19 protein-coding genes and 1 pseudogene are annotated in these 26,828 nt (G+C 58.2%); 5 read left to right on the top strand and 15 right to left on the bottom strand.

Going from position 1 to position 26,828, the window contains the following annotated elements:
* Positions 1-280 precede the first annotated feature (280 nt).
* A complete protein-coding gene (locus U9R25_08590; protein MEA3335951.1) occupies positions 281-1,132 on the bottom strand; it encodes a hypothetical protein in 852 nt (283 codons plus the stop codon).
* Between the two features lie 174 nt (positions 1,133-1,306).
* Between U9R25_08590 and U9R25_08585 the strand changes: the two genes are divergently transcribed.
* Positions 1,307-2,134, top strand: a complete 828-nt coding sequence (locus U9R25_08585) for a hypothetical protein (GenBank protein ID MEA3335950.1) — start codon at positions 1,307-1,309, stop codon at positions 2,132-2,134.
* 197 nt (positions 2,135-2,331) lie between these two features.
* Here the strand turns inward: U9R25_08585 and U9R25_08580 are convergent, their stop codons facing one another.
* From U9R25_08580 to U9R25_08560, 5 genes are all read right to left on the bottom strand, one after another.
* On the bottom strand, positions 2,332-3,627 hold the full coding sequence (locus U9R25_08580) for an HlyD family efflux transporter periplasmic adaptor subunit (protein MEA3335949.1): 1,296 nt from the start codon (positions 3,625-3,627) through the stop codon (positions 2,332-2,334).
* Positions 3,628-3,638: 11 nt separating this feature from the next.
* Positions 3,639-4,325, bottom strand: a complete 687-nt coding sequence (locus U9R25_08575; protein ID MEA3335948.1) for an ABC transporter ATP-binding protein — start codon at positions 4,323-4,325, stop codon at positions 3,639-3,641.
* Between the two features lie 124 nt (positions 4,326-4,449).
* Positions 4,450-5,676: an ABC transporter permease gene (locus U9R25_08570; protein MEA3335947.1), complete on the bottom strand. Its 1,227-nt coding sequence runs from the start codon at positions 5,674-5,676 to the stop codon at positions 4,450-4,452.
* 88 nt (positions 5,677-5,764) lie between these two features.
* On the bottom strand, positions 5,765-6,997 hold the full coding sequence (locus U9R25_08565; protein MEA3335946.1) for an FtsX-like permease family protein: 1,233 nt from the start codon (positions 6,995-6,997) through the stop codon (positions 5,765-5,767).
* Positions 6,998-7,021: 24 nt separating this feature from the next.
* Complete coding sequence (locus U9R25_08560; GenBank protein ID MEA3335945.1) at positions 7,022-7,681, bottom strand: TetR/AcrR family transcriptional regulator; 660 nt, start codon at positions 7,679-7,681, stop codon at positions 7,022-7,024.
* 218 nt (positions 7,682-7,899) lie between these two features.
* Between U9R25_08560 and U9R25_08555 the strand changes: the two genes are divergently transcribed.
* From U9R25_08555 to U9R25_08545, 3 genes are all read left to right on the top strand, one after another.
* On the top strand, positions 7,900-8,436 hold the full coding sequence (locus tag U9R25_08555; protein ID MEA3335944.1) for an HdeD family acid-resistance protein: 537 nt from the start codon (positions 7,900-7,902) through the stop codon (positions 8,434-8,436).
* A gap of 1,000 nt (positions 8,437-9,436) precedes the next feature.
* Positions 9,437-10,042, top strand: a complete 606-nt coding sequence (locus tag U9R25_08550) for a hypothetical protein (GenBank protein ID MEA3335943.1) — start codon at positions 9,437-9,439, stop codon at positions 10,040-10,042.
* Between the two features lie 177 nt (positions 10,043-10,219).
* The gene (locus U9R25_08545) at positions 10,220-10,966 is read left to right on the top strand and encodes a GAP family protein (protein ID MEA3335942.1); all 747 of its coding nucleotides are present in this window, start codon (positions 10,220-10,222) and stop codon (positions 10,964-10,966) included.
* A gap of 28 nt (positions 10,967-10,994) precedes the next feature.
* On the opposite strand, the pseudogene U9R25_08540 reads toward U9R25_08545, so the two are convergent.
* The 7 genes and pseudogenes from U9R25_08540 to U9R25_08510 form a co-directional block, all read right to left on the bottom strand.
* Positions 10,995-12,305: pseudogene (locus tag U9R25_08540) on the bottom strand (sulfatase-like hydrolase/transferase).
* An 8-nt stretch (positions 12,306-12,313) separates the two neighbouring features.
* Positions 12,314-13,021 (bottom strand): hypothetical protein, encoded by a 708-nt coding sequence (locus tag U9R25_08535; protein MEA3335941.1) that lies wholly within the window; start codon positions 13,019-13,021, stop codon positions 12,314-12,316.
* A gap of 66 nt (positions 13,022-13,087) precedes the next feature.
* Positions 13,088-14,500, bottom strand: coding sequence for a diacylglycerol kinase family protein (locus U9R25_08530; GenBank protein ID MEA3335940.1), 1,413 nt, complete (start codon positions 14,498-14,500; stop codon positions 13,088-13,090).
* A 2-nt stretch (positions 14,501-14,502) separates the two neighbouring features.
* Positions 14,503-15,618 (bottom strand): Gfo/Idh/MocA family oxidoreductase, encoded by a 1,116-nt coding sequence (locus U9R25_08525; protein ID MEA3335939.1) that lies wholly within the window; start codon positions 15,616-15,618, stop codon positions 14,503-14,505.
* A 103-nt stretch (positions 15,619-15,721) separates the two neighbouring features.
* Positions 15,722-18,187, bottom strand: a complete 2,466-nt coding sequence (locus U9R25_08520) for a thiamine pyrophosphate-dependent enzyme (protein MEA3335938.1) — start codon at positions 18,185-18,187, stop codon at positions 15,722-15,724.
* Positions 18,188-18,244: 57 nt separating this feature from the next.
* The gene (locus U9R25_08515; protein MEA3335937.1) at positions 18,245-19,612 is read right to left on the bottom strand and encodes a dihydrolipoamide acetyltransferase family protein; all 1,368 of its coding nucleotides are present in this window, start codon (positions 19,610-19,612) and stop codon (positions 18,245-18,247) included.
* Between the two features lie 22 nt (positions 19,613-19,634).
* Entirely contained in the window at positions 19,635-20,465 is an 831-nt protein-coding gene (locus tag U9R25_08510; protein ID MEA3335936.1) for a DeoR/GlpR family DNA-binding transcription regulator, read from the bottom strand.
* A 417-nt stretch (positions 20,466-20,882) separates the two neighbouring features.
* Here U9R25_08510 and U9R25_08505 point away from each other — a divergent pair, with 417 nt between their 5' ends.
* The gene (locus tag U9R25_08505) at positions 20,883-22,340 is read left to right on the top strand and encodes a MiaB/RimO family radical SAM methylthiotransferase (protein MEA3335935.1); all 1,458 of its coding nucleotides are present in this window, start codon (positions 20,883-20,885) and stop codon (positions 22,338-22,340) included.
* An 83-nt stretch (positions 22,341-22,423) separates the two neighbouring features.
* Here the strand turns inward: U9R25_08505 and U9R25_08500 are convergent, their stop codons facing one another.
* Both U9R25_08500 and U9R25_08495 read right to left on the bottom strand, forming a co-directional pair.
* The gene (locus U9R25_08500) at positions 22,424-24,118 is read right to left on the bottom strand and encodes a SpaA isopeptide-forming pilin-related protein (protein MEA3335934.1); all 1,695 of its coding nucleotides are present in this window, start codon (positions 24,116-24,118) and stop codon (positions 22,424-22,426) included.
* Positions 24,119-24,370: 252 nt separating this feature from the next.
* Positions 24,371-26,461, bottom strand: coding sequence for a LysM peptidoglycan-binding domain-containing protein (locus U9R25_08495; GenBank protein MEA3335933.1), 2,091 nt, complete (start codon positions 26,459-26,461; stop codon positions 24,371-24,373).
* Positions 26,462-26,828 lie beyond the last annotated feature (367 nt).

The following is a 26,828-nucleotide window of genomic DNA, read 5'->3' as shown; positions in this document are numbered from 1 at the left end:
AGCCACGCCCTGGGCCGAAGGACCCAGGTATTTGATACGTGACAGGTGCATGGCAATTGTTGCATTTCGTCGTTCTGTTCCTGGGGTGGAACGTTGTTTTGACCATGTAACTGCTCAAATGGAGTCGCTCGACACAAACGAACTGATCGTATTCTCTCTCACTATCCGACCCAGCATCCTCCAAAATCGAACGGATGTGCGTGGTAGCCAGCACGCGAGAGCAAAGTTGCTAAGAATGGGTCGCCCGTACGAATGGCTTGGAATTATGTAGATGGGTTGGCTAAGAGACAAGGTTGCCAAGAATGGGTCGCGCGAACGTGGTTAGCGCGGATTCGCACGTGCGTTCCGGCGCAAGCGAAGGGATCTCACTCAATAGAATATCCGCACTAATCGGTAGCAGACGCACCGGTGGATTACCTTCTGAGTCGCCCTCGCTGATCCAGCCCCGAATCCTGACGGCATCGGAAACATATGCGCCATCGTTCGATTCGATGAACCACCACGTCGTGTCCTTGACACACCGAGGCCCATCCAGAATACGTACGGAAACGCCCGGATAGAGCCAGCCGATCTGGTTGGCGTACAGATGGGGCTGATTTCGAACCACCAAAGGCCCGGCACCTGCGATGGCTACAATGTCGCCCACGCGGAGATTCCAGTGATCGCCCGATCCACAGACAGCCATGCTGGCAGTATGCCTCACACCGCCGCTGTGAAGCCCCACGGGCGTTAGGCGGTAGCCGGCAATAGAGTTGCCCTCGCTCACCCAGCCGACAGTGTTTCGCAGACCAAGCTTCCACCAGTTCACGCCATCCCGACATACGGGGCCTTCAAGCACATACCATATCTCCCTGGCCTGAATTTTCAAAGACGATCGGCTGCGCCCGTCACGCGCTAATGTGGCATCCAATCCGGGTCCGCTTCGCAGGTCTGCCGACGAAACATCGCGGAGTTCGACGCCCTCGTTCACCGCCAGCCTGTTCCGCGACGGGCAGGTGGCCTCCTGAGAGGCGGCCGGATGGCCTATTGCCGTGACGATTGCAGCACTGCCCGGCAAAAGGGCAATGACAATCAGAAAACCTGCGATCGTTGCGATCGTCGTTCGCGGGATCTTGTGCCAGATGCTGTACATACCATTTCCTCCTCTGAACCGCCAGTTGGCTCAAACCATTCCTGAATCAGCTGCCTACACTCTACCAGGCAGTCGCTAGGGATGCGTTAGCATTGGCGTTAGAAGGAAAATGGGACAGCAGTTGACAATTAACCGTTGATAATCGATAATGGTAGATGGAAAGGAGGAGCAGCCATGAAAGCAAAACACCGCACGCTCGCCGTACTGGTTCTTGTCGTCGCCCTTTTTTTGACGACCGGTAGCGCTGCCTTCGCCGCATCCCATCTTCTGCAGCAACCCGGGGGATGTCAGGATGCGTACGCAGGCGAAACCATCGCCACTTCGTATGAGAAGCAAGCATCCAACGGCACGGTCTCGGTTGACGGGTGGGTGATCAACCATCGGGAGCGGCCCGTGGACGGGACTCGCACTTCCCCCGAGCTGTTCATATGCGCTGAGAACAGCCAGGGTGCCACCGCCGTGGTTCCTGTGGGCGCCGATGGCTATTTTCGATTTGAGGGGCTGGAGCCAGGCGATTGGAACTTCGTGCTTCAGCTTCCCACCGATTGGGACAGCATCATCCCCCTGGCGGAACGTTCCGGTGTAGCCGAGACCGGTCCAACCCACCTTGAAGCCCAGGAGTGCGCCTACCGCATTGTCTTCAAGATCAGGCGCCTTTTCGACATTCCCGCTATCAAATGGGAGGATCAAGCGGACGGCACCGTTGCCCGGGGAGAAGGATGGGACATCACCTTCACCCCCTACAACGATCCCTTTGTCCATCCACAGACGGGTACAACTGACGCCTCAGGCACGGTGTTTTTCACCGTTACGCCCGGTACCTGGTACATCACAGAATGGCTGAAGCCGGGGTGGATCCCGGTCACTCCTGCCGGCATGTACCTCACTCTCGACCAATACGCCCCGCCCGGCGCCCAGAACCCGGTGGTGTTCAAGAACCGGCCGGCCGGCGGCTGCGTGCCGCCTATGCCCCACCACACCGATTGCTGTCACAGCTGGTAGGGCGGCAGACGACCAAATTGTCAATTGCCAGTGGTCAATGATCAATTGTTAATGGCAGAGGGCAATTTCCAACACTTGCACCTATAGGTATCGAGACGCGTCCTACGAAATGCACAAACGAAAGCGGCAGGTCGGTTTTGGTCGGCCCGCCGCTTCACTTGTTTCCCTGCCTACCTGTCCCCCCATCAACCACCACTTCACTCTTCGTGTATCTCCACATCCACGCTCATTCCCCAGCGAAGGTCGGCCGGTTGCCCGTCGAGTTCAATCACGACGGTGTAAACTACATCCCCGCCGATGATACTGGCCTGAGGCGCAATCCGCAGCACCCGGCCTGGCACTTGGCTGTTCAACGCCTTCACAAAAACAGTGGCCGGCTTGTCCACCGAAACCCGGCCCACATCCCGCTCGCTGAGGTCGGTGGTTTCCGCCTGGAGATGCTCCAGGTCAGCTACGGTCAACACAGTCTGACCGGGCAAGACCATCTCGCCAGGATTGCCTTCCAGCGCTGAAATGGTGCCGGAAAAGGGCGCGCGCAACTGCGAATTGGCCAGATCGGCCTCAGCCCGTTGCACGGCCGCTTCGGCTTCAGCTACTACGGCCTGGGCAACCGTTATACTCTCCGCCCGGGCGCCCGCTGCGAGCAAATCCAGTTCCGCCTGAGCCGCCCGCACCTGCGCCTCGGCCTCAGCGATCTGTCCTGCCGTGGCAGATGCCTGTAAGCCGTCCAATGCAGCCTGGGCTTGTTGGATCTCCGCCCGAACTGCTGCCGCGTCGTCGGCATCGGGATCGGCGAACAAGGCGTCGTAGCGAGCCTGGGCAGCCTCGTAGTTGTTGGTCGCTTCCTGTAACTGGCGGCTCTCAGCCAGCGTCCCCACGTCGGACCGCCAGGCCACCTGATCATAGGCGGCCTGAGCCTGCTGGCGCGCCGCCTCCGCGTTGGAGAGCGCCGCCTGGGCCTGGATGCGCTCCGCCTCCCGCGGCCCGCTGAATAGCTGCTGAAGCCTTGCCTCGGCCGCAGCCAGGTTCGCCTCAGCCGCGGCGATCTCCTCAGCCCGGGCACCTTCGTTGAGTTGCGTCAGGTGAGCCTGAACGGTCTCCAACCGTGCCTGGGCTGCCGCGATCTCCTGGGGTCGCGCGCCAGCCTGCAGTTCGGCCAGCAACGCCTCTGTCCTCAAGAGAGCCGCCCGGGCCTGGGCCACGGTCGCTTCTGCCGCAACGGCATCAAGTTGGGCCAGCAATGCGTCCGTCGCCACCCGATCACCCACCTCGACCTCCAGGGTCCGCAATCTGCCTCCCGCAGGGAAGCCCAACGCTGCTACCCTGGCGGGAACAATTTCGCCCGAGGCTCTGGCCGATCCGTCGACGGGATTGATCGCAATCGCAGGAATCGGCGTGGCCGAGGGAAGAGGGGTTGGTGTCTCCTGTTGCGTACAACCCGCACTGATCGCAATCAACGTGAGCACCGCAATCAGCCATCGTCTGCCAGTCATAGGTGGTCGCCTCAGTTCTGTAGGCCGTTATCCACAACCCGGCCATCTTGCAGGGTAACCACTCGCCGGGCATACGACATGACGCGCGGGTCGTGGGTGGCAAAGACGAACGCAGTGCCCGTTTCCTGATTAAGACGCTGCATGATATCCATCGCCTGTTTGCCATTTTCGGTGTCCAGGTTGGCAGTGGGCTCATCGGCAAGAACCATCACCGGTTTGGGCGCCAGGGCGCGAGCAATAGCCACCCGTTGCTGCTCGCCGCCGCTCATCTGATCGGGCCGATGCTCGGCGCGATTGGCCAGGCCAACGCTGTCGAGCAGGCCCATAGCCCGATCTCGCCGTTCCTTACCATCGACGCCGTTCAGAAGCAGTGGCAGTTCCACATTCTCGTAGGCACTGAGAACCGGAATCAGGGCAAAGAACTGAAAGATGAATCCGATATCTTCCTTGCGAAGATCAGCGCGTTTGTTTTTGCTGAGCCCGGTCACATCCTGTCCGTTGATCCTGACAATGCCGCTGTTGGGTTGGTCGAGACAGCCTATCAATTGAAGCATGGTGGTCTTTCCCGAGCCCGAAGGGCCGACCAGGGCCGTAAACTCTCCATCCGCCATGGTCAGGCTGACGCCGTCCAACGCGCGGGTCTCAACCTCGCCGATCTGGTATGATTTTACGACATTCTCAAGTTGGATGATTTCCATTGTTGTTCTCCAGGAACAAGGATTTATCGTCTGTGGTCATCGGGCAATTGCCAGTTGCCAACGGTTTCTGCTCGCATTGACAATCGACCACAGGGTCCCGCAGCGAAGCGGAGTGGATTGACAATTAGAAGGAATGCAGCGCCTCTACCGGTTCAAGGCGCGACGCATACCAGGCCGGGTAGAGCGCGGCCAACAGCGTGATAATCAGGGTCCACGCCGACAGGGAAAACATGCCGCCGGGATCGAATTTGGCATACATGGTCGCGCCGATGGCAATATCCGCGGCCACAGCGCCGGTCTCACCTGTTGAAATCCCGGAGCTGGCCAGATAGGCCACGCCGGCAGAGCCGAGAATGTTGCCCAGCAAAACACCTGCCACGCCAAGAATGGCAGCCTCGATCAGGAACATCAGCGATATCTGACGCCCCTTCATACCCAGCGCAGCCAGGATTCCCACCTCGCGGATGCGCTCGAAGACGGCCATCAGCAGCGTGTTGGCGATGATGACCGCCACGATCAAAATCACGATGCCGTAGATGATGACGTAGAAGCTCAGGGCCGCATCAAGGGTGACCAGGAACACTTCGTTCAACTTGCGCCAGGTGAGCGCGCTGACCCCCGGACTTTGCAGGGCCGCTGCCACGGCTTCGGCGTTCTCCTGCTCGTTGAGCAACATGGTGACCGCACTGGCACGCCCGCCGGTGTTGGTAAATGCCTGCGCCTTCGACAGCGGCATGAAAGCGGCGCTGTCATCGTAGCTGAAAACCCCGGTGGAATAGAAACCGCGAATGGTGAAGGGACTCTCGTCTGGTTGGCCGTCTGAGTTGATTACCGCCAGGTTCACAGTGTCGCCAACGCCCAACTCCAGGCTATCGGCCAGGCGCTTTCCAATCAGGATCCCACTGCGGTCGTCGGCGTCCAGGAACTCTCCCTCAACCATCGCCTCCCTGAATGGCTGGTAGAGGCCAGAAGTGGTGTCCACACCGAAAATGCGTATACCGACCGCCTCATCCCTGGTGTTGAGATAGCCGCTGGCCCAAAGGACCGGGGCAGCGATCTTTACCTCGTCCATGGCATTCGCCTGCTCCGTCAAACCCTGCGGGTTATCCAGCAGGTCCTTCCATTGCAGGCTGGTTTTTTCTTCCTCGTAGCTGGCTGCCCGCAGTTGCACGTGTCCCGTTTCCAGGCGAATTGAATTCTGCAATGCGCCTTCCACCATGCCGGCAATGAAGCCGTTCAATACGATCAACAAAGCCAGGCCGAGAGCAACAGCGAGTATCGAGAACAATGAGCGCCGCTTGTTGCGCCCCAGATCCCGCCAGGCGATGGTCCAGAGTTTGCCGAGTGCCATTGGTAGTTATCCTCTTTCAAGTGTCCAATGATCGGTATTCCGCAACCGGTAATCCGTATTCCGATCGCCGGTTACTGACCACTGTTACCTAAACATGGTGCAAGGCTTCCGCAGGCTCCTTGCGCGACGCCTGCCAGGCCGGGTACAGTGAAGCGATCATCACGATTATCGTGACAGTGATACCGCGGCTGATGACATCGGACAGGGTAATGCTGGGATAGATGCGGTCGCCCATCAGGGCGATCATCTCGCCTCCGATATCGGAGGCAAAGGAGTAATCGATGCCCTTCTGCCCCACCAGCGCCAGCAGCGCGACTCCGAGAACGCAGCCGATCACCGCGCCAACCACGCCGATCATGGTGCCTTCCAACATGAACAGACCCATGATCTGTCGCCCTTTCATGCCCAGTGCCGCAAGCACGCCCATTTCCCGGGTGCGTTCGAACACCGCCATCAACTGGATATTCAGAATGCCGATGCTGGCGATGAAGATCACAATCAATCCGAAGACGCTGGTGAAGGCCAGCTTGGTGGTGATGGTCTCCCGGATCTCCGGCCTCAAGGTGTCCCAGGAGTCGATCTCGTAGCCGGGCAGCGCGGCTTGCAGCGCGGCGATCACGCTCGCTTCCTTGCCAATAGTATCCAGATTGATGGTCACCTCGGTGACCTCATCGCGAAGATTATAAAGATCTTGTGCCTCGGGCAAGGTCATGAATACAGTGCCCTTTTCCGCCGCAGCCATGCCCAGGTCGTAGATGCCGACGATGGTCATGGTGCGCTGCCGCATCTCTTCCTGCTTGCTGCGTCCCAACAGGTTGACGCGGTCGCCCACGCCGGCGTCCAATAGATCAGCCAGGCCCCGACCGATGAAGATAGCATCGCCCTCATCGGGCAATAAGTAGCGGCCCTCAGCCACGTTTTCGGCCTGAATGCTCAGCGGCTCCTCGATGGCAGGCTCGATAGCGGTGATCACCACGGGGAAGGAGCCCTCGTGGCTGCTGATCATGCCGCCGGTGTTGATACGTTTGGCGGCAGCAACAACCTCCGGTTGGGCGGTGGCGCCCGTCACCACGGCATCGGCATCGGACAATGGCAGGATGGGAAGCCGGCTGGCCTTGTCCCTGAAGCCGGGCTGGTGAGCCTGGATGTTGCCGCCATACAGGCGCACGGCGTTGCCAAAGATGGCCTGATCGGAGCCGATCAACATGCCGTCGAAGAAAAGCAGCAGAATCAAACCCAGGACGATGGCTACCAGGGCAATGGCCGTACGCCGCCAATTGCGCCACATGTTACGCCATGCTAACTTGAAGTAGGTGCCCATTGTTTCATTTCCTTCGCAAACAGTCTAAACCTGTCCATTCGTACTCATGCCGAACTCGAGTATTCGCAGGGCCTGCTCATAGGTTGCTCTCACTTCGGGGAACTCGAAAAATGGCTGTTGGCCCTGCCAATCAGAGCCGCGCTCCGCGGTCACCCGCTGCAGCATATATCGTCCCAGATCGGAGATAAACAGATCGAAAATAAAGGCTGCCAGTTCTTCGTCAATATCGGAAGCGATGTCGCCCTGGGCTTTGCCCAGCGCTACCAGTTGGCGGTAAAACTGCCGGGAACCTGCCCTCGCCCTGGCAACCATTGCCTCCGCCTGACTGCCATCCTTCAGCATACGATAACCGATCTGACTGAAGCGAGGATAACGCGCCTCAAACTGCAAACTGGTCTCCAGCAGCCAGCGCATGTAGGAAAAGATGCCAACACGCTTGGGATCAGGATGGTCCAGAGAAAACATCTCAGACTTCGTTTCGACTATCAAATCGAAGAGGTAGCCGAAAAGATCTTGCTTGTCCTCGAAATACTGGTAGAAACTGCCCTTGGCGATGCCGGCGCGGGCCACGATGCGGGAAATCGACACATTGGCGTAGTCGTTTTGCGCGAACTCGTCGATTGCGATGTCCACGATCAGTTGTCGTTTTTCTTCCGGCAGGTTGAAGAATGTCTGTTTGGGCATAATGGGCCTGACAGGATGTGACTTCGCAGTCATGTGACCAAGAAGTCACATTGTAATTCAGCAGGGAGAAGTTGTCAAATCACCCGTAACCCATATCCCAAGCACTTTTTCCCTGCTCGCAAAATACGACGAGCTCTGGTATAATTACTGTGCTATCCGAAACAGCCGGACAGCAGTTATCAATAGATCGTTCCAATTGAACGAAAGGAGACATCAACATGACCGCAACGGCTTCAGTTCCGGTGCAGGAAAAGAGCAGAACTCCCTGGTGGTTGATTCTGATCGAAGGGATCGCTTTGATCATCCTGGGTATCCTCTTCCTGACCAACACCGCAGCCACTACTGTTATCTTCATTCAGGTCCTCGGTATCTACTGGCTGATCCGAGGTATTCTTTACATCGTCGCGATGTTCCTCGACCACACAGCGTGGGGTTGGAAACTGTTCGCCGGTGTCCTCGGAATCATCGCGGGGATCGTCGTACTCAACCACCCCATCTGGAGCCCCTTCGTCGTGGGATCGGTTCTGGTCATCATTCTGGCAATCCAGGCGATCATCGTCGGTATTATCGGCCTGATCCAGGCATTTCAGGGTGCTGGCTGGGGAGCCGGAATCCTCGGTGCCGTATCGATCGTCATCGGTGCCTGGTTGCTCTTCAATGTCGGCGCTGCTACGTTTGCACTGCCCTGGGTGGTGGGTATCCTGGCCATCGTGGGTGGCATTTTTGCCATCATCATGGCATTCAGAGTGAAATAGGGCGGCTTTTTTTCTTCCCGGAGTCGTTCATGTGCGGGACGGGTTTCGACCCGTCCCGTTTCTTTTCGTCCTGTCCGCCCGGCTAACCCGAAAAGGGGGCCGCGCACAGCCTCGACTCCTTCCTTCCGGCCTTCCGGTGGCCGACACATTCCCCTTTGCCAGGCTTTTTTTGGCGCCATTCGTGATTTCTGAAGCAATAGGTCAGCAGCGCGATTTCCGGATTCCTCCATTTGTGCATATAATGCCCGCCACACACCCCACATACTAAGACCAGACAAACCATTCCCCGGCCTTTCCACGCGCAAAGACCGAGGCTTCGTGGCGCCGGCCTACCGTTTCGACCGACCCGGGATGTTCACCTTGCTGGCGCCACCGATCCAACGTTGGCGGGCACGATTGTTGTGGCCGACATCATCAGGAGCCACCCGTTGGAACAATCCCACCTTGTACCGAACCTGCTTCGATCCCAACGGCGACGGCGTGACCGACATCGCGGATCTAATGATGGTCGCCGGCGCATTCGGCTCGTAAACGCCGGCAGGAGGAATCAAAGGGTCAGAGTCGCACAGTCGCCGCGTCCCAGCCTCACCACAGAACCGTCACTCCCGCGGCTGCGGGCCCCTCCGGGATGCAAGCGAGGAGTCCATCGACCTGGTCAAGAAGAGAGCCCCTCTCAACGCCAGGATAATGGATCCCCGCCGACCGCCTCGCCCAGCTACCGCGCGGACCCCGGCTCTCCTCCTGGCGGTCGCGGGAATGACAGTTTCTCTGCAATGTCACTCCCCCGGCTACGGGATCCTCCGGGGTGCACGCGAGGAGTCCACCGACCTGGCCCCTGAAATAGCCTGCTTCAAGGTCTGGCAGGCGGATCCACCAAGAAAGACGGGTGCACGGTATCACAGATTGTGGTACAATCGACTCATGAACAGATCACGACGACTGCTACAATGTCATCGACGAAGGACCATCCTTCGCGATATCCCTGTTCACGGAGGATACCATGTCACCGCTAAAGCAAAGTTTTTTCGGGACGCTGGCCGCGCTGCTCGTGGTCGGCGCCATCTTTTTTGCCGGCGCAGTCGCGGCACAGGAATATTACCCGGTGCGCGATGTCAACGCCGATGGGCGTATCGACACGTTGGATATCCAGGCAGTTGCCTCCTCCTGGAACACGAGTGGCAGCCCGCGCGGGACGCTGTCCGTTTTCAGTACGGCGCAGACTACCAGCGGCGACGCCACTGACGCGCGGGCCGGGATGGGTACCCTGTGTCGCGCCGTCGACCCAGACTCCCATTTCTGCACGCTGCAGGAAATCAGCTCGGCACTGCTCGTCAGCGGCGTCACGTTCCAGACACCTATGCCTGCCACCTGGATCGACAACATCCGCCGTACCTCGGCAACCCTGCCAGAGGGTTCAATGACCTACCAGACGGTTGAAAATTTCTGGCAAGGCATCGACGACGCCCAATCGGGGAACTGGTTCTATGCGCAAAACTGCAACGGCTGGACCGGCACTGCAGGCTATGGCACGATCCTGAAAGAGAACGGATCCGGTTACACGCAGGCAATATGCGACCAGGCGTATCCGGTAGCCTGCTGCAAGTGAGGGTAGGTCGGTGGGTCGAAGTTTCAGAGTCCCGGGGTCGCCGAGTTGCAACGTCCCAGCCTCACCGCGTCGAATTCGTCCTGGCCTTCTGGGCCTCTGGCCAGCGATGGGAAGACAGGGCAAACCATGGTAGAATAGCCCAACCAGTTTACCAAACGATCTCAAAAAGAAGGCCCCATGATCGAGCGATGGCTCACGATAGTCCTGCTTGCCCTTACCGTGGGCTTCCTGCCTCTACAGTTTGGTGTCACAGTATTCCTGCTGGGCCAGGATGACGGCACAAAAAAAGCCTCCGGTCTGGTGGGAGGCGTTGCGTTGTTCCGGGTCCTGGTCGCGGCCGTGTTCGTCGTTTTTTTTGCAGGCGCGGCGGCAGCCATGGGTGATCTGGTGACCGATATTGCCGGCACGGTGCAATCGGCAGTGGCACAAATCGGCACAGATATCAGCTCGGGCCGGCACGGGTTGGTTAACCTGTTCCTGATCGCTGCCGCCATCCTGCTCCTGTATTACACGGGTCGCCGCTTGCGCAGCGTCAACTCCAAAAGCAATAGCGCTGCGAAAGGGATTTCCAACAGGGTCGCCGGCATCGGCGCCGGAAGTGTTCTTGTGTTCAGCGTTGTCTGGGCCGCCGGGGGCATGAACCAATGGATTCTCACCATCGCCGGTGTAAGCCAGCTCATGGCGATGCCAGTTCAGCCCCCAACCAAGGTTTTCGGTTTCGGCCTGTTTCTGCTTCTCTCCAGCCTGATGCTACTACTGCCAATCCTTTTCGTTTTTATCCGTCCGGAGAGCGCTCGCACTCACCTGGAAGCAGCCGACAGATGGGTCAATGGCGCATTGCGTCACGTGATTACCCTTTCACTTTCCCTCATCGGCATCTACTTCCTCTGGATCGGCGCGCTGGGTCTCACCCGTTTTTTCTAACTGGAGTCACGCAGTTTGCACACTGCGCCTATGGCCCTGCGCAGGTGTACTGAGTGCGACCGAAGGGAGCACTCGACGCGGTTGCCCAGCATTTCGAAATATTGGTTCGTGCGTGTGCTCGGCGTCCCGGCGTTTTCGGAGGCAAATGTGTAGGCCATGCTTGTGCCTTCGATCGGCCGCTGCTGGTAACCATTGACCTCGAGCCGTTCAGGTTCATGAGTTCGTTGGGCGTGCCTACCAGCGATCCCTCAGCGCTGGAGCCGTTGTCGCCCAGGATGTAAATCACCAGTGTGTTATCAAGTTCGCCGATCTCCTCAATCACATCGACAACACGGCCGACTTCATAGTCGGTATGTTCCAGGAAGTCTGCGAAATTCTCAGCTTAAACAGCAAAGAGCCGTTGCTCCTCTTCCGAAAAGTCGTCCCAGGCGGGAATCTGCTCTGGGCGTTCGGTCAACTGCGTGCCAGGAGGAATGATGCCCATCTCCAACTGCTTTTCATAGGCGATGCGGCGATACTCGTCCCAGCCCATGTCGAAGCGCCCTTCATTGCGTCCGCGCCAGTCCAAAGGCGGCTGGTGCGGTGCGTGGGCGGAGCCTGTGGAGAAATAAGCCATGAACGGCCGTTTCGGGGCAATCGCCTTCTGCTCGCGGATCCAGCCAATGCATTCGTCAGCCAGATCGCGCGTCAATTGGTAGCCCTCTTCCGGTCCATAGGGCGGCTCGACCGGCGTCGTGTTGCGGATCAGCGAGGGGTAGAACTGGTCGGTCTCGCCGGCAATGAAACCATAGAAATAATCAAACCCCTGGTTGGTGGGCCAGTTTCCGAACGGACCGGCCGCGCTGGTCTGGTTATCGGGCACATTGTGGTTTTTGCCGAACCAGGCGTTGGTGTACCCCGCTTGCTTCAGCAGCTCGGAGAAGGTGGCGCAGCTCTTGGGAATAATGCCGCTGTGGCCGGGATAGCCGGTCGCCATCTCCTGGATAATGCCCGTAGCCACGGAGTGGTGATTGCGCCCGGTCAGCATGGCTGCGCGTGTCGGCGAGCAGAGCGCCGTGGTATGAAACTGGTTGTAGAACAGGCCATTCTCAGCCAATCGTTCGGCCACCGGCATGCGCACCAATCCGCCGTTGGCACTGGGCCAACCGAATCCCACGTCATCCAGCAGGATAAGCAGAATATTGGGCGCCCCTTCCGGCGCCTCCTTCTCCGGTGGGAAGTCGGGCGTCGAGTCCTTGGCAAGGACTTCAATCTTTGCATTGGGATAGTCCCACTCTGGTTCAGGCAAGTGATTACGATCGATATGTAGCGGGAATCCAGATGAGCCGTTGTTCGTCATGGTTCTCCTCAACTGGTTTTTGAAATACGATCGGCGCTGATATCCACCTCTTCCAACACTCCCTGGCCATGCCGGTCCAAAAACAGGATGTAGAGGCTGGTGACGAGCACCCAGGCAGGAAAGGCCAACGTCACCCAGGGCCAATACCCAATGCCGACGATCAGCACCAGGGCCAGCGCGTAAGTCACGAATGCCATCCAGCGGGGCATGGTCCTTGTATGGAACCAGATCGTGCCCAACACCAGCATGTGCATGCCTGCCATACGAATAGCAAACACGTTGCTGAACTTGTAGGTGATGGCCCGGATAAAATAGTGGGCGTCGCTATTGAGCACCATTCCTGGATCATGACCGTAGACTAATAACAACCCACCGGCTGTGGCTGCGGCGGCAAACGTCATCGCCAGGTATAAAAGACCGCTTCCCAGGTATAAGGTGGCGAAAAACTGATCCTCGAACTGGCCCAATCGGTCACGGATGACTCCCATGACCCACAGAAACGCTATCCCGGCGAAGGGCACCAGGCCCAATGACAGGGAAACCAGGTCCAACTGGCTCTGAAATTGCTCCATCGACGCGAAAGGATCCAGTGGCACTGCAATGAAAAGTAACACATAGCTTGTGATCATCAATACAGCGAATATGATGCCGGCAACGGCCGCCGCTCCCGGCGTTTTTAGTACCTGTCCCGGGCGGTGCGGATCTGGTTCTCTCATGGATGTCCCCTCTGAAAAAAGATCGAACTTTTGACTTGCCAACGGAAAACGAACCACGCGTCACGTTTACGGCACTGCCACCGTCAATGCGGCAGGCAGCACCTTGATAGAAACAGGCGTGCGACCGGTGTACTCGCCGTCGGTCCACACCGGCTGGTCCGGCTCCACCTCGATGCGAATCTCCTGCCCGCGCCAGTAGTATTCGCCCGCCTTTGGGTTGTCCAGGTCGAGAAAACGCGTCAGTGCAGCGTCAATGCTATCGAGGTCCTGGCTGAGAATGAACACATCCAAAATCCCGTCATCAACCGTGAAGCCGGCGGCCAGTGAAAGTCCGGTACCCGCCTTGGCCGAGTTGACCACGTAACACTTGTGTCCCATCACTTCAATCACTTCGCCATCTATCGTCAGGCGATAGGGGATGTCCTGGATCTCACTCAAACGATTGATATCGCGTTTCAAGTAGGCCAGCGTGCCATACTTGTCCTTGTCCTCCCGACTGGTCTGTTCGTCTGGCTCAATGCCAGTGAAAAGCCGCTGAATGAAGTAACCATCCTCCAACTGCGCCACATCGATCTTGCGCTGGTTGTGGCTGGTGCAAAGCAGTTCCACCGCCGGTTCCAGTGTCTTGGGGATGCCCAATTCATTGGCGAAGCCGTTGCCCGTACCTCCCGGCAACACGCCCATGGTTACCCCCGTTCCCATCACGCCATTGGCGATCTCGTGCTGGGTGCCATCCCCTCCATAGCCCGCCACCAGATCAAACCCACTCTCCGCGGCCTGGCGGGCGAACTCGGTGGCATCGCCATACTTGCGCGTGATGCTGATATCCCAATCAACTCCATACTTGTTGAATACCCTGTTCAAAACGTTGATGACCGGCTCATCTTTGCCGGAGACCGGGTTGAGGACCACATGGATTTTCGGGTAGGGAATGGATAACCTGGTCTGGCCGCCGGTCGTTTTGGCCAACGCAGCCAACAGGGCATCATACGCCTCGTCGGCGTGCTCTTCCATTTCTCCGGACGCATTACCGGAAATGGTGGTTTCATAGAGTTCCGCCCCCATGGCTTCCAGCATTTCGGCGATTTGGACGTCCAGGCGATTTTTGCTGATGCCGATTATGGCCGAAGAATCAGGCCCCAGAGAACCGGCCACCTGGCTGAGACGCTCGGGCTCCAGCTGTTCGACCTGTTTCTTCTGGACCAGGTGACTTCCCAGTATCCCGCCCGCAGCCGCCAGCGCCAGGCCCGCACCTCCGGTCAGCAGACCGATCATACCACCCAGGACGATACCGCCCACGGCACCTTTCTTGGGCGTAAGGCCCACGTCGCGGAATTGGACACGTTCATCTGCGTCCTTCTCCATGACCACGGCAGATGCGATATCTGGATCACGCTTGGGCACCTGCCCCAGCGCCGCTTCAGCGCTGTTTTTGCCATTGAAGACGGCCAGGTGCAGGTGGATCGTTTTCCCTTTCACGCTCAAACTCCTTCAAGCGTGAATTCGGGCAATTGAACGATCTCGCCCCCCTTGCGGGCCGATTGGTGGGCGCAGATGCCGACGCAGGTCCAGTTGGCGCTGGTGACAGCGTTCGGCCAGGGCTGCTTGTCTTCCACCAGGGCCGAGACAAAGGCATTGACCAGATGAGGGTGGGAGCCGCCGTGCCCAGCGCCCTGGATGAAGGAGAGATGTTCGGCGTCTTCGATGGTGGAGGTGAAAGGCTGAATCTCCTGCGGGAGCAGGTGGGCATAGTCGGGTACCGATACGCGTTCGGGAATCTCTGGCTCAGGCTTCTTTGCCGTGTGAATCACGTGCTGCTCGCCCTCGATTAGCGCCCACTCAAAGCTCTTCTTCGTGCCATACACGTCGAAGGATTCGCGATATTGACGGGCAGTGTCGAAGAGAGTGCGCCAGATATGGGCAGCGACATCCGATTCCATGACCTTGATGTGGCAGGATTCCACGGCAAAGGCGCTGCCCGATTTCGCAGACAGGCGCGGATCGATGGTCCCGGAACCGAAGCAAGAGACGTACTCGGCCAGGCCATCCACCAGCCCCAGCACGGGCGAGACCACGTGGGTGGCATAGTGCATGGGCACCATGCGCTCCCAGTATTCAGGCCAACCCTCCATATCTTGCGGATGCGATGCCTGCATGTACTGTATTTTGCCCAGTTCGCCCTTCTCGTACAGTTCCTTAATGAAGAGAAACTCCCTGCTGTAGACCACGGTTTCGGCCATCATATACTTCAAGCCGGTTTTTTTCACCAGATCGACGATCTGCTCACACTCGGCGATGGTGGTAGCCATGGGCACGGTGCAGAAGACGTGTTTGCCCGCCTCGAGCGCGGCGATGGACATCCAGGCATGGTCGGAGATGGGTGAATTGATGTGAACAAAATCGACGCTGGGATCGGCCAGCACATCCTCATAGTTGGCATAACGTCTTTCGATGCCAAAAGCGTCGCCGATCTTGTTCAGATTTTCTTCATTTCGCTGACAGATAGCATACATGTTGGCATCGGGGTGCGCCTGATAAATGGCAATGAACTCGGCACCGAAGCCAAGACCGATGATGGCTACATTGGGTTTATCCATGTTTCTTCTCCCTGGGAATCAATGATAGCTGAAGCTCAGCGGACGCGCGCGTTGATTATAATCCCGGTTGCCAGATTGGCGCAAACGAAATCAGTCCACGGTCCTACGTGCCAAGCTGGTTGCGCTCAAGGATCACTTCCGTCGACTGGCTCGTGCTCACCTGATGCCCTGGCAGGGGCAGAACCCGTTCATGCAGGGCGTCGATGATCCACTCGGTCTGGGGGAAGAAGGCATCTTCCATCTCGGCCGGCGGCGTGATCCAGTTGCGGGCGCCCACCACCACCACCGGGCCGTCCAGATAATCAAAAGCCAACTGGCTGATGTTGGACGCCATGGTATGCAAAAAGGAGCCCCGCTCGCAGGCATCCGAAGCCAAGACAACCTTGCCCGTCCTTTTCACCGACTCCACGATGGCACCGTAGTTCAGCGGATTGATGAAGCGGGCGTCGATCACCTCGGCCGATACATCGTAGGTGTCCTGCAATATCTCAGCGGCCTCCAGGGCACGGTAAAGCGTGGCGCCAACGGTCACGATGGTGACATCGCTGCCTTCCCGCCGTTTGGCAGGCTCACCCATGGGCACCTCATAGTAATCGACAGGGACGCCACCCGCCACCAGGGTCTCCGGTTCCGAGTAGAGGCGTTGGCTCTCGAAGAAGACCACCGGATCGGTGCCGCGCAGCGCCAGGTTGAGCATGCCCTTGGCGTCGTAGGGCGTTGCCGGGAACATCACCTTGAGGCCGGGAATGTGAGCAACGATGGAGGTCCAGTCCTGGGAATGCTGGGCACCATACTTGGAACCCACCGACACCCGCAGGACCAGTGGCATGGTCAGCACACCTGCCGACATGGCCTGCCACTTGGACATCTGATTGAAAATCTCGTCGCCGGCGCGGCCCATGAAGTCGCAGTACATCAACTCCGCCACCACCCGCCCGCCACTGATCGAGTAGCCCACCGCCGTGCCGGCGATGGCGCCCTCCGAGATCGACGTGTTGAAGAGCCGGTGGTAGGGAAGGACTTCGGTCAGGCCGCGGTAGACGCCGAAAGCGCCGCCCCAATCCCGGTTTTCTTCACCGTAGGCCACCATGGTAGGATCCTGGTAGAAACGGTACAGCATGGCCTCAAACAGGGCTTCGCCATAGGTCAGGCTGCGCAGCTTGGGCAGTGGCGTACCATCCTGGTCCAGGCCAAAGCGATTCTTCTGCGAGGTCACCTTGAAACGGCTTTCTTCGATCGGTTTCAGGACTTCCGGCTCACCTTCAGCCATACGGTCCCGAAAACCGTCGGAGAACATCATTTCGCCGATCGCGTCCCCGCTCGTATCGATCCGCGGCGAAGTCTCCTGCGACGCGGCAGCCCGCAGCACCTGGGTCGTGCGTTCGGTGATTTCCCCGCGTAGTGCCTCCAACTGCGCTTCGTCGGCGTGGTTGTTCTCCAGCAGGTATTGAGCGAAGGCTGCCAGGGAATCCTCCTCATGCCAGAGATCGACTTCCTCCTTGGTGCGGTAAGCCGAGGCGTCGGAGGGTGAATGGCCCGAAATGCGATAAGTGATCGTATCCAGCAGCACCGGGCCCCGGCCTGCTTCCAGAACCTTGCGCTTGCGCTCGATGGCATCGGCCACAGCCAGCGGATTATAGCCATCCACGCGCTCCGAGTGCATGGCTTCCGGGTTGACACCCATGCCCACCCGGGCCAGCACACCAAATCCCATGGTTTCGCCCATGGGCTGGCCGCCCATGCCATAGAAGTTGTTCATGAAATTGAAGAGCATGGGTGGTGCGCCACCGACCTTCTCGGGCCAAAGTGTGCGGTACTGGTCCATGGCGGCGAACATCATTGCCTCCCATACCGGACCACAGCCCATGGAAGCGTCGCCGATGTTGGCGATCACGATGCCTGGCCTGCGATTGACCCGCTTGAAAAGGGCGCCTCCCACCGCGATATCGGCCGAGCCACCCACGATGGCATTGTTGGGCATCACGCCAAAGGGAGGGAAAAAGGCGTGCATGGAGCCACCCATGCCCTTATTGAATCCGTAAGCGCGGCCGAAGATTTCGGCCAGCGTGCCGTAGAGGGTGTAGTTGATCGCAAGCTGTTTTACCGTACCGTTGACACCGGCAAACTGCTCCACGACGCGCAGCGGAGCGCCATCCATATAGGTTTCCATGATGGCCATCAGGGCCTCATCGTCGAGCTTGGCAATGGCAGAAAGGCTTTTTGCCAGGATCTCACCATGGCTGCGGTGGGATCCAAAGATGAAATCATCGGGAGTCAGGTGATAGCTCTGGCCGACGGCAGCTGCCTCCTGGCCGATGGAAAGGTGAGCCGGGCCCCGGTGGTTATATTCAATTCCCTGGTAGGCCCCTTCCTTTTTGATACGGTCCAACATGGTCTCAAACTCGCGAATGACGGCCATATCGCGGTAAATGCGGACCAATGCTTCCGACCCGTATTTTTTGGCTTCTTTTTTGGGGTCGGGCTTGTAGGCATTAACCGGCACCTTTGGCGCGCTGATTGAGCCTGATTTTCGCATCTCGATGGGGTCGATAGTGATCAATTTGGTCATGATTACCCTCTGATTTAGGTTAAAAACCCTTTAAATGGCTATCCGAAATCGTTTATGTCATAGCGCCAACAGCAGCCCAATATCGGCCAACCCGGCCGACAGTGCCTGCAGAAACCGGGCTGCCGGCGCCCCATCAACCACCTGGTGATTGATGGTCAGCGAAAGTCCAATATGAGGCACAAATTCCACCTTATCATCCACCTGGACCGGCTTCAGATTGATGTTGCCGACGCCCAGGATACCCACTTGCGGTGGATTGAGCACCGGCGTGAAGTTTTCTACGCCCAAACTGCCCAGATTGGTGACTGTGAAAGTGCCACCGGTCAATTCATCGGGGCTGATCCGTCCGTCCAGGGTGGCTTGCGCCAGGCGTTTTGCCTCCTGCGAGAGCTGTTGTAAACTCAGGCTGTCGGCGTGCCGGATCACCGGCACCACCAGGCCCCGAGGCGTATCCACCGCAACGGCAAGATGGACAGGCCGATAGCGGTGGACTTCATTTTCCAGGAAAAGCGCGTTTAGCGACGGGAATTCGGGCAATGTTCGAGAGACTGCAAAGAGAATTAGGTCGTTGATCGTGATCTTCTGCAGGCCCAGCCTCTCATCGCTGGCCTTGAATCGTTTGCGGTAATCAAGGATCGTTCGAGCATCGGCCGAGGCATTGAGGGTAAGCTGAGCCGTGGTCTGCAGCGAGCTTAACATCCGTTCGGCGATCAGCTTGCGCATACCCTTCAGCTGAATGATCTCAATGTCGTCGGCGGCAGTCGCTTGTGGTGTTGGCATGGTTGCCTGAACCTGCGGCGTTTCAGCTGGCATCAGGTCATTGCTCATGACCCGCCCGCCAGGACCGCTGCCCCGATCGGGCGCCTGGAATTCGCCGGTATCTACCATGGCCTGTGCCACGGGACTGAGCCGTGGCTGGAGGGCAAGCGCGGCAACCACGTCCCGCTCGATAACGCGACCACCAGGACCGCTACCCAGAAGATTCGCCGGATCCACTTCCTTGTCCCGTGCCAGATTTTTCGCTCGAGGTGATATCCCGGCCGCTACTCCTGCCTCCGGGGCCGGCGTGGTTTCGTGGGCCAGGGTACCAGGTTCCCCAGCTGCTGCCATCTCAGAGGATGGCGCAGACAGGTCGATAGTACCTTCTGCCTCGCCGCCAGCAGGCCGCAGGTGTTCGACATCCTCGCCTGGTTCACCGACGGCGGCCACATTGCTCAGGACCGGAACCTCATCGCCCTCGCTGGCAAATAGCGCCAACAGCGTCCCCGAGGCAGGACTGACCACTTCCATCACCGCCTTATCGGTCTCTACGTCCGCCAGCGGTTCACCCTCGTTGATTGCATCGCCGATAGCCTTCTTCCATTCTATTAGAAGGCAGCTCTCGACGCTGTTGCCGAGTTTTTGTATGATTACGGGAACAGCCATAAACACTCCTCGTTATGACAATCTATATAAGGACAACCTTGACCCCGGCGGCCCTCACCTGGGCAACCAGGTCAGCCGGCGCATCAAGATTGCTGATCACAAGATCGATTTCGTCCAATTGAGCGAAGGAGGCCAGGCCAACCTGTCCCCACTTGGTCGCATCCACCACGGCGATCACCTCGCGGCACAGCTCGACAATCGATCGTTTGGCGTTTGCCTCATCGACGCTTATATCGGTCAGGCCTTCCTGGCAGGCAATGCCATGGGCGCCAAAAAAGCCCATCTGGATATTAAACTGTTTGAGGAAGGCCAGCCCGTCGGTGCCAATAAGAGACACGGTATCCGGATGCAGTCGTCCTCCTGGCATCACCACGGTAATGCCGGGAACGGTTAGAAGATCCTGGGCCACGGCAAGGCTATTGCTTACTACCGTGATGCGGTTTCGCTGCTTCAACTGCTGCGCGATCGCCAGTGCGGTACTGCTGCTGTCCAGGAAGATGGCGTCCCCGTCGGCGATTAGATTGGCGCCGGCGATACCGATGTCGACCTTTTCTCTGATCTGGCGCTGGCGCCGCCGGGACAGGGCAATATCGATCACGCTCGCGTTGGCAGCCACCGCGCCGCCGTGGGTTCTGACCAACAATCCCCGGCCTTCCAGCGCCCGAAGGTCGTTTCGAATGGTCACCTCGGAAACGCCCAACAGCTCACTGAGCTGCGTCACCGAGACCCTGCCATCCTGCTGGACCTGCTCGAGAATGTGTTGGCGTCGCTCTTCCAGATAAAGATCCCTGGACACTGCCATTCTTCGCTGCCGGCCTTTCGTTAACTTATGAGTACTTTCGTCTTCTTTCATTATCGCACATTTCGAAACCGCTGTCAATCCGCGGTCCTCGATTTGCGAGTACGCCTCAACCTGGACATGCCGGAACAGATACTTCGGCAGCGTTCAGGACATCGCTGCGGTTCATTTCTGACCTTTCCCCAAGACAAGGCAGAGGAACGCTGATTTACGCAGACCTACGGTGCAGATGGTCGCTGATCTTCTCTGAGCTTTTGTAACTGCTCAGGTATAAGGTGCAACGCACTTGCTCATATGGCTCCAAAGGTGTCATTGGATCGGATTTGCCAAACTACCTGCTCTGTTCCATAATTGCAGCCAGAAGACTATCGAGTTCAAAACAGAAACCCGTTGCCCCCTGGTACAAGGGAAAGACGACGGAGGGTTTTATGCGCGCCCCCGTTGATCACGGCTATCGATGGAGGTTTTTTTATGCGCAAGACCTATCACATTCATACATTTGGCTGCCAGATGAATGTCGCCGACAGTGGCCATGTCGCTGCCGAGCTGGAAGCCCTGGGTTTTCACGCCACCGATCGCCCCGACGACGCCGGCGTCATTGTGGTCAACACATGTGTCGTGCGCCAGAGCGCCGAGGACAAAGCTATCGGCAAGCTGGGTTCGCTGTTGCCGATCAAACGACACAAGCCGGAAACGGTGATCGGCCTAATGGGCTGCATGGTGGGTGTGAAGCCCAATCCCGCCCTGGTCGAGCGCTACCCCTGGGTGGATGTTTTCATGCCGCCATCGGAACCGGGGCCGTTGATTGGTTATCTCATGTCGCAAGAAATCGGGCGCGAGTCACGTGCGCTCGAACAAAGCCAGGTTTTGGCGCGCTACGCTTTGCAGGATCAGCAGGGCCAGGCACCTGCAGACCCCATCGGCGAACCAGTGATCCCCTTCCAGGGATCTCAGCGGAAATTGCCCGGACGCAGCGGAACCGTGTTACAGTCGGTCCGGCATCTCGGGCGCGATGGACAGACGCCGGTGTCAGCCAACGTGCCAGTAGTATATGGATGCTCCCACGCCTGTACCTTCTGCATCATCCCCCTTCGCCGGGGCATCGAGCGCAGCCGGCCACTGCCCGAGATTGTCGCCGAGCTACGCGATCTGGTCAATCAGGGCGTGCGGGAAGTAACCCTGCTGGGGCAGATCGTCGATCGCTACGGCTACGATTTCCCGCAACAGCGGCCCGATCTTGCAGACCTGTTGCAGGCTGTCCACGAGATCGATGGACTCTACCGCATTCGGTTTCTCACCTCCCACCCCAACTACATGTCGAAGCAAATTCTACACGCCGTGCACGACCTGCCCAAGGTTTGCGAACATATCGAGGTACCCATCCAGGCAGGGGATGACCAGGTTCTCGAAGCAATGCGGCGGGGCTATACTGCCGACGACTACCGCCGGCTGGTTGAACAGATCCGGGAGATTGTTCCCGGCGCCGCCATCAACACCGATATCATCGTCGGATTTCCAGGTGAAGACAATACCCAGTTCCGGCGCACCTACGATATCCTGGAGGAGCTCAAGCTGGATAAGGCGCACCTGGCCCGCTATTCACCGCGGCCGGGCACAGTCAGTGCCCGCAGAATGGCGGATGACATTGCCAACGATGTCAAGGTAGACCGCCACCGAGCTCTGGACGAATTGCAGGCACAGGTTCAGAATGAGATCAACGGCCGACTTCTGGGCGAAACCGTGGAGGTACTGGTGGAGAATTTGCACAAGGGCAAGTGGCGGGGACGGACGCGCCAGAACAAGTTGGTGTTTTTCAGTGCCCCGGAGGACTGGCGAGGACGACTGGTCGACATCTACATCACGTGGACCGGACCCTATTCCATGCAGGGTCGTCCTGCCCACCGGCCGCCGGCAATCTCCGCAGAATAGAACGGCGGGTGGCCTCCGAAGAGAACCACCCGCCAGGTTTATCTACCTACACGTCGGAGCATTGGCTCCCCGACCGGCTATCGCTACTGTACACAGAGCGTTTGGCCGGCACGAATGTAGTTGGGGTTGCTAACGCCACTCGCGGAGGAGATGGCGCGAACCGACGTGCCGTACTGGGCGGCGATCGAGGACATGTTCTCTCCCGGTCGCACCACGTGAGTGCTGCTGCAGGAACTGCCCGTGTAGGCAGCGCTGCTGCTGCTCATGGCAGCACCCGTGCCAGGCAGTGGCGGATCCTGGATGTTCGTGAAGTTCACGGTCACACCCGTATAGTCAGGCGGCACGGGATAAGGGAAGGTCACGTCGACACAGTCGGGCGTGATGTGGATCCAGTTATCCCGATCTTCCTCACAGACGGTGATCGTGGCGCCAGGAATGGCCATGCCTGCATCATCCAACATCTGCTGGGTGAACTCATACTCACCAAGAGCATTGGTGTAGGTCGTGACACTGCGCTCAGGATCGGAGCCCTTCAGGGTCGCCGTAATCTCCCAACCGGAGAGACCAACGGTCTGGCCCTTGTACGGGGGCACCCATGCGTTGTACAGTTTCTTGCCTTTGATCTGCAACTTGCCAGCGATTTCCTCGTTCTCGAAGAGCACACGGGCAGTCTCACAGTTCTCCAGGACGACAACCTGAGGATTGTCGCTCACAGCCTTCCAACCACTCTGGACGTATTCCTGCACCTCGTAGACGCCGGGGCGCAGGTCCTTGAAGGTCACCTTGCCGGAGGCATCCGTGTACTTGGACACAGGATACATGCTGCCGTCAGTCCGCGTGAGTGTAATCTTCCAGCCGGCCAGCGGTCCGAGCCAGACCAGGTCACCGGTCTCAGCATCAGTTCCCAGGCCGTTCTTCTCAACGATGATCTCACCGTAGCAGGCGGGTTCCCGGTTCTTGAAGATGACCGGATCCGTCGCTCCAGGAGGTGCATACTGATCGAGTGTTAGATACACATGGGGCGGCGTGACAGGTTGCCAACCAGGCTTAACGGTTTCCTTGATCATCCACTTGCCGGGCGTGATGGTGAATACAACGGTGCCATCCGCGCCGGTGGTGCCATTCTGGGGGTGAACGAAGGGATCACCCTGGGGAATGACGTCGATCTTCCAGCCTTCGCCAGGCTGCACCGTGCCGTCCAGAAGTTCCTCCCACTTGATGACAGTGACGTCGAACAGGCGGCGGATCTTGAAAACGATACGATGGCATTTTTCCTTGTCCTGGTCGACCTCGCTGAGCTTGGCCCAACCAGTCCAGGCGATGCCATTGCGAGCGGCCTGGGGAACGATACCGTCCCAGTCCGGCGGCAACTGCATCGCAAAGGTGTAGTAGTAGTCGGCAGGCAGATCTTCGAACTTGAAGTATCCATCGCTGCCTACTTCTGCCATCTCCATGACGAAGGAGCTGCGGTCGCCGCCGGCAGGCGCACCCATAGCATCCAGTTCAGCAGCGTTGGAGGCCAGAGTCGCCATGTCGGGCAGGTTAGCAGCATCGGTGTTACCAGGCATGCCAAAGGCATAGACCTTCATGGTTGGATCGAACTCGGTGCCATCCACGGGAACTTCGCGGTGGTTGATTACCCAGCCGTCCACACAGGTGGTCGCTCCGTCGTAATCATCGCCTCCAGCGAAGGTCACGCTGGTCATGGTGAGAACCATTGAGAACGCTGCCACAACAGCCACCACCAACCATACTCTTCGACCCTTCTTTCCTATCATTGAAATCCTCCTTCTTCATTAACCTATATCTACTCGCCCGCGGGTCTCGATTGACCTTGGGCACGTACTTCCGATCTTCTTCGAACACTTGCTGGCGCAAGCGCCAGACTGGCCAATACTCTTGTGGGGAGCCAACCCTCTCATGGCATCGCAACCTCCCGGCGGCCCTGGAGCCAAAGTCCAGCCATTTTCTGGGCTCCGGACCCAAGACCTCCTTGCGTATCGATGTTAGCTATGATGTACTAGGACTGCTCAACCGAGGCGCAGGCTCTGCCCCACATAGATGAAGTTGGGGTTGGCGATGTCGTTCAGAGCCATCAGTGCCTCTACAGTCGTGTTGAATTGTTGAGCAATACCGCTCAACGTGTCGCCTCTTTGTACCCGATATGAAGTCGGGGAACCGGGAATTTCGACTGTGGTTTCGGTTGCCGTGGGCACAGGACCCGAATCTGACCTCTGTTGAGGTTCGGAGTATTGGTGGTCCGTTTGACCACCGTGCCCGTCGTAGCTTCCGTCGCCACTATTTGCATCAGCGCCGCCTTGTTCACTGTATGAACCCTGGTCTTGATATCCAGCCTGGCCGCTCGTTCCACCGCTTTCGTCCCAGCTGGACTGACCAGGAATACACAGTTTCTGGCCGACGTAGATGTAATTGGGATTGGTAAGATTGTTCGCTGCCATAATGGCTTGAACCGTCGTACCGTATTGTTGTGCCAGCCCCGAGAGTGTATCTCCCCGCTGCACCTGGTGATAGGTGGTGCATCCTGGCACGCCCGGCTCAATCGGGTGCACCGGCTTAACGGGGCAGCCCGGGTCGGGCGGGTAGGTCGGCTGCTCCACCTGGGGTGGGCAGGGCTTCGGATACACCGGCGGTATCGGCTTAATTGGATGCACGATCGGCGGTATCGGGTAGATGGGGTGCACCGGCTCGGGGGTACGACACATCCGTATCGCCACGTTATCCAGATTTGCATCCAACTCCCGCTCCAGCGTTGCCCACTTCTTCAACGCAAACAGCCAGATCGTCGTCGTCTCACTCGGTGCCGCGAACCGCGTGGTGTAGGATTGCATCTCTCCCGGCTCCGTCCGCAGATAGATGTTGTCCAACGGCACCCGTTCCCGGAAGGTCATGTTGGCAGGATCCGTCCACCCATTGGCCGAGTAGCCCCATTCCACCATGTAGCGGTAGAAATCCTCGTCCGAATGATCGTTCCGTTCCCGCATCATCGCATCCACCGAGAACTCGTACGTCGCTCCTGGCTTCAGCCACAACCATTGGTAGATCCCTGACATCCGGTCGGGATCGGTCTGATCTCCCACGTCCAGCGTGTTGATCTCGATCAACTGGCCGTGGGTACCTTCCGACACCACTGGCGGCCACTGTTCATCGTAGTAACCGTAGTTGGCTCGCCCACCGTTGTTGAAGCCCATCCAGTAGTTGGCCACGCCGTTGGCCTGGAAGCCATACTCAAACCCACCGTTCATCAGTAGGTTGGGACCATCACATACGATGGCCGGTTCCGGGTGCGGCTTGGGCGGGTGAACTCCCCAGCCCGGATCAACCGGCGGATGAGCGATCGGCGGCTGAGCAACCGGAGGATGCATGGCAGCCGGAGGATGCACAGGTTTTGGATCGCCGTGATAACCGCCATCATGGTAGGGTTTCTGATAAGGTACCGCTGCTACAGGACCGAAAAGACTGATGGCGTCCAGGTTGACGTCGGTCTCCTCGTACCAGGTGCCCCACTTGCGCTGGACCCGCACGAATACGGTCAGCTGGTCGGTCGATGGTGCCACCTTGGTGCTATAGCCGCTCCAGGCGCCGGGGCTCAGGCGATCGTAATAATCATCCCAGGGCATCTCGCGCCAGTCGGTGACCGCTTGCCAGTCGGTGCCTCCATAGTAGTCAAACCCTACGTACACCCGATAGCGCCAGGGATCCCCGCCATGGTCATCGGCGCGGATCATACCCTTGAGCGAAAGCTCATACTCGGTTCCTGGCCATACGGCAACCCTTTGGAAAATACCAGCGTTGCGGTCGTTGTCGCCGCCCATTTCTTTTGTGTTGATCTCGATAAGCTGGGAGTGTTCCCCGGCGTAAACCACTGGATCCCACATGTCGTCGTAGTACCCATACTCAGCCACACCACCATTATTGAAACATCCCCAGCCGGCACCAACCATGCCTCCGCAGGCCTGGTTCGCCACGAAGCCATGTTCGAAACCGCCATTATATAATAGGTCGCCAACCGATGCCATAGGCCCTCCGCTGGCGGGAACCACACTGATCATGACGGCCACGATCAGAGCAGCGATCAGGATTCGAGGTTTTCGAGCTACCATTTGCCGTTCCTCCTAAACAAATTTCGGTGGCACTTCCGGCTCACCTGTTTTTCTCTCGGACGTCTCTTGCCATCTCGAAAAATCCCTGACGTCGTTCTGGCCTGTTTATTGTAGCACGTGCCAGGTAGCCACTTCAAGCCTTCCAGAGGGCAACAGGTCTTAAAACCAGGCTGGTTTTCGTATAGTTGTACGTGCAGACAACCGATTCCAGTCCTATCGTGACTATATGAAGTTTTTTAAGGTCTCGTTTTTCGGCGAAATCTTAAAAAAAGTTGGATTTCATCGGAAAAACGTTTCGTGTATGCAAAATCCCAGGCTGAAACGGCTCTAAGCTGGGGAATGATGGGGGTTCGCTCCTGCCTCCCTG

Source organism: Chloroflexota bacterium, assembly GCA_034717495.1.
Taxonomy (GTDB): Bacteria; Chloroflexota; Anaerolineae; order JAAEKA01; family JAAEKA01; genus JAYELL01.
The sequence above is the reverse complement of the archived record's forward strand: the minus strand, read 5'-3'. Positions and strand labels throughout refer to the sequence as shown.